This window comes from Desulfovibrio sp. ZJ369, from assembly GCF_011039085.1.
Classification (GTDB): Bacteria; Desulfobacterota; Desulfovibrionia; order Desulfovibrionales; family Desulfovibrionaceae; genus Desulfovibrio.
The window spans coordinates 1-3,899 of the sequence record NZ_JAAKEI010000080.1 but is presented as its reverse complement, the minus strand read 5'-3'; the positions used below and the strand labels follow the sequence as shown (position 1 = coordinate 3,899).

The 3,899-nt window shown below is 60.5% G+C and carries 3 protein-coding genes; all 3 read left to right on the top strand.

Annotation, left to right across the window (positions count from 1 at the left end):
- Positions 1-94: 94 nt before the first annotated feature.
- On the top strand, positions 95-1,576 hold the full coding sequence (locus G7Y51_RS13205) for a hypothetical protein (protein ID WP_165178205.1): 1,482 nt from the start codon (positions 95-97) through the stop codon (positions 1,574-1,576).
- Positions 1,573-2,541: a hypothetical protein gene (locus G7Y51_RS13200; protein ID WP_165178203.1), complete on the top strand. Its 969-nt coding sequence runs from the start codon at positions 1,573-1,575 to the stop codon at positions 2,539-2,541. Before G7Y51_RS13205 ends, G7Y51_RS13200 begins: the two co-directional genes overlap by 4 nt.
- Positions 2,531-3,899: hypothetical protein (locus tag G7Y51_RS13195; protein WP_165178201.1), on the top strand; the 1,369-nt coding region annotated here is incomplete at its 3' end. The genes G7Y51_RS13200 and G7Y51_RS13195, both read left to right, overlap by 11 nt.

The window sequence follows — 3,899 nt, the reverse complement described above, 5'->3', positions numbered from 1 at the left end:
TTCCGCCGAAAGTCGGTCGTTGTTTCACGAAGTCTGCACATGGTTGACTTGACGATGGCTCTTTTTGCCAGGTTTCATGTGAATGGAACTCTGGATGACATTAAAACATTATTTAGTTAATACTCTCAATAAAGGGGAGAGGAAGCAAATTCTCCAAGACCGGATTTCCAAGGCCGACATATTCACCACGCGCACCATCTTTCCCTTTCAGGCCCCGGAGCATGCGGACAGTCCTGAAGATGCCGTAAAAATCAGCCGCATCTACAAAAACGGCCTTGACCTGCCGTATATCGCGGGCCTGCTCGGCCTGGAGACAAGCGCAGCCAGGGCCGCGCTGCTCAAGACGGGCGAGGTGTTTGAAAATCCGGAATCCGGCCTTCTGGAACCCAGGGACATCTATCTTTCCGGCAACGTGCGCGAAAAGCTGGCCCGGGCCGAGCGCGCCGCGGCGGAGAATCCGGCGTATGAGGAAAACGCGGCGGCCTTGCGGGCGGTGCAGCCGTCGCGCATCGGCATTGACGCCATCTTTGCGCGGCTCGGCTCCTCCTGGATGCCGCCTGAGGTCTATGAGGCGTTTTTGCGGCACATCGGCGTCAAAAACGCGGCAGTGACGTTGACGCGGCTGCCCGGCGAGGAAGGAAGCGCGAGCTGGGAGGTGCGCGGGAGCGACCTGTCGGCGGAAGCGAGGAACCGCTGGGGCACGCAGCGAGCCGATATCCTCAGTCTGGTGGCGGACTGTCTGAATCTCAAGCGCTCCGTAGCGTTGGATCCTGTGAGGGACGGAGACAAGACGAAATACGTCCGCAACGACAAGGAAACCCTGGCCGCGCAGGAAAAGCAGCGGCTTTTGCAGGAAGAGTTCAGGACCTGGCTGGTCGACAGCGAGCAGGCCGCGTTGGTTGAAGACGCATATAACGAGCGATTCAACAGCTTTGTGGCGCGCACGTTCGACGTGCCGGACATCAAACACTATCCCGGCGCGTCCCACAGCATTGAGCTGCGCGACAATCAGAAGGTGGGCGTGTCGCGGGCGTTGCAGGAATCCTGTCTGCTTGCCCACGGCGTGGGTTCCGGCAAGACCATGCTTTTCATCACTCTGGCTATGGAGATGCGCCGCCTGGGCACGGCCAAAAAGTCCTGGATTGTGGTGCAGGGGGCCACGCTGTCGCAATTTGCGGCCTCGTTCAAGGCGCTGTATCCGGCAGCGCGTATTCTTGCCCCCACTGAAACCCAGCGCAACGCCAAGAACCGGCGCCGCCTGCTGGCGCAAATCGCCAGCGGCGATTGGGACGCCGTCATCACGCCGCACGGCTTTTTCAACGGCGTGTCCGTTTCTCCGGAAACCGAGGCGGGCTTTATCCGCGAACAGGCGGAGGAGTATGAGACCCTGCTGCTCGACATCGACGGGAACGAGAAACGGACGCGTAAGCAAATCGAAAAGAAAATCGAACGGCTGAAGGTGCGGCTGGAAAACCTCGCCGCTACCCGCAAAGACGAGAACATCCATTTTGATGCCCTGGGCGTGGACGCTCTGCTTATCGACGAAGCGCACGCCTACAAGCCGGCCAGTTCGTGACCAAAATGGACAACGTGAAAGGACTGGACCGGGGTTCCTCGCAGCGTTCTTTCCAGATGCTGATGAAGGCGAGGCTGGTGCAGGCCAAGACCGGCGGAAAAAATGTTGTCATGGCCACGGGCACGCCCATTTCAAACACGCTCACCGAGATGTGGACCATGTTCCGCTACACGCGGCCTGACCTGCTGCGCGAGTTCGGCGTGGAACAGTTTGACGATTTTGCCACCACCTTCGCCACGACCAGCGTTTCCCAGGAGGAAACCGCGACCGGCGAATGGAAGGACGTGGAGCGATTCAACAAGTACGTCAACGGCCCGGAACTGCTCACCCTTTGGCGCTCCGGCGCGGACGTGGCCATTACCGAAGACCTGACCGGCATCAAAGGGCTGCCCAAGCTGAAAGGCGGAAAAATCCAGGAAGTTTCCGTGGAGCGATCGGAAGCCCTGAGCAATTATATTGAGGCCCTGCGGCAGGAGCGGCTTGCCTGGGATGCGCTGCCCGGAGCGGAAAAGCGGGAACAGTCCCATGTGCCGCTGACCATTTACGGCCGGGCGAAGCAGGCGGCCATTGACCTGCGCCTTGTGGATTCCACGCTTGCCGACGAGCCGGGCAGCAAGGCCAACACTGCGGTGCAAAATATCTTTGAACGCTGGCAGGAGCATCAGGATACAAAGGCGGCGCAGATTGTTTTTTCCAATACGTTCCAAAGCAAGGACAAGAAGTTCAATCTGTTCAGGGACATTCGCGACAAACTGGTGGAACGGGGCATTCCCGAACAAGAAATAGCCGTCATCCACGACTACAAGACGGACGAAGCGCGCAAAAAGCTCTTTGACGCCGTGAACCGTGGCGATGTGCGCGTGCTCATGGGCACTACGGAAAAATTGGGCGTGGGCGTGAACGTGCAGGAGCGCCTGCTGACCGCGCATCATTTTGGACGCGCCGCAACGGCCCATGGATTTTGAGCAGCGCAACGGGCGCATCCGGCGGCCGGGCAATCGCTTCCCCGAAGTGGAAATCCTGACCTACGGCACGAAGAATACCTTGGATTCCGTGACGTTCCAGCAGCTTATCAGCAAGCAGAAGTTCATCAACCAGCTTTTGCGCGGCAACGTCTCGGACCGCAGCTTTGAAAACCCCTTTGACGCGACGCAGGCGACGTTTGAAGACATGCTGGCCGCGTTCAGCGGGAATCCGCTGGCCAAGGAACTGATGCAGCTTACGGCTGAAGTACGGCGGCTGCGCGCCCTGCGCTCCTCCCACGCCGCGCAGGTCTCCGGGCAGCGGAACGCGCTGCGTGTTGCCCAGGCGACCCTGGAACGCCAGCAAGCCCGCTTGCCGGAGGAAAAACGGCTTTCGGAATACATAGCGCGCGCCTTCCCTGGCGGGAAAATCGCGGACAGGAAGGAGCGCGCCAAACAGATCGGCGCATGGCTGGAAGCCACGCAGGCCGCTGTGAGTGCATCCGTGGCGGGCATCACGACGCAGGCGCAGTGGTATACGAAGAACCATGCGGCTTTTGCCAAGAGCCGGGATATTGACTTGGGGCAGGGCCTGAGCGTAACCCTCACGGTGGAGCCGCATATCGGCTTTGCCGAGGAAAAGGGGGAAGAAACCGAATACAGCGCGGTGAGCTCCTATCATTTGCAGGGGCCGCACGGCATCTCACAGCGTGGAGAGTTCAACGGCGCGCAGGGGCTGTTTACCCGCCTGGAAAATGCGCTGGCCTCCCTGGGCAGGGCGCAGGCCATTGCCGAGGCGCGCATGGAGGAGACGCGCGCGCAGATTGGTGCGCTTGAAAAGGAAATAACCCGGCCCTTTGCCCAGCAAAAGGAGCTTGAGGCTGCGGAAACGCGCCTGGAGGAAGTGAAAAAAGAGATCGAGGCCACGACCAAGGCCAAGCCAAAGGACACGCAGGAGGACGCCGCCGATCAGGCTTCGCTTGCCTCACTTGCCCCCGGCCAATATCTGCCGCGCCGCCGGGATACACGGCTGCGGCTGCGCCAGGCTGCGGTGCAAAACGTGGCCGACGCTCTGGGAAAGACGGCCAGAAATGCGGCTCCGGTGCGCGTGGTACAGCATTTCGCGGAACTTCCGGAAAGCATCAGAGAAAAATACGCCGGAAGCGTCTCCAGCCTGGAAGGCGTGTACGATCCGCGCTCCCGCGTGGTCTGGCTGGTGGCCGACAATCTGACCGATACCGGGCGCGTGGCTGAAGTCTGGGCGCATGAGCAGATCGTGCATCACGGCCTGCGGGGGATGCTCTCCGACGCGGAACGCAAGGCTGTGCTGAACCGGCTTTGGCTCAATCTGGGCGGCATGG